The 426-nt window shown below is 45.8% G+C and carries 1 protein-coding gene; it reads left to right on the top strand.

The window, feature by feature from the left end:
• Positions 1-426, top strand: a 426-nt coding sequence (locus C1I98_RS46715; RefSeq protein ID WP_497846394.1) for a Clp protease N-terminal domain-containing protein, incomplete at both ends; no start/stop codon positions are given.

Genomic DNA, 426 nt, shown 5'->3' with positions numbered 1-426 from the left:
ACCTAGTGCAAAGAACGTTTTGGTTTTGGCACAAGAACAAGCAAAGTATTTTAAGCACCAAGCCGTTGGGACAGAGCACTTGCTTTTGGCCTTGGCGATTGAAAAAGAGGGTATTGCCAGCAAGGTAATGCAACAATTTAATATTTCTGATGATGATATTCGTGAGGAAATTGAGCGCTTTACGGGTTACGGTACGCTATCACGCGCTGAAAAGGAAGCTTACTTGCCATATTCACCAAAGGCTGGTGAAGTGTTGCAATTAGCCGGTGAAGAAGCGCGTAACATGCAACAAGGTCGCGTCGGCACGGAGCACATGTTGTTGGCATTGTTGGCCGATGACTCAATCTTGTCATCACGTATCTTGATTGCATTGGATGCTAACCCAGGTGAAATGCGTCGTGTCATTTTGCGCAAGCTGGGCATTAA

The organism is Spongiactinospora gelatinilytica, assembly GCF_003236385.1.
In the GTDB taxonomy this organism is placed as follows: Bacteria; Actinomycetota; Actinomycetes; order Streptosporangiales; family Streptosporangiaceae; genus Spongiactinospora; species Spongiactinospora gelatinilytica.
Note: the sequence above shows the minus strand (reverse complement) of the source record. Positions and strands in the feature narration are given on the sequence as shown.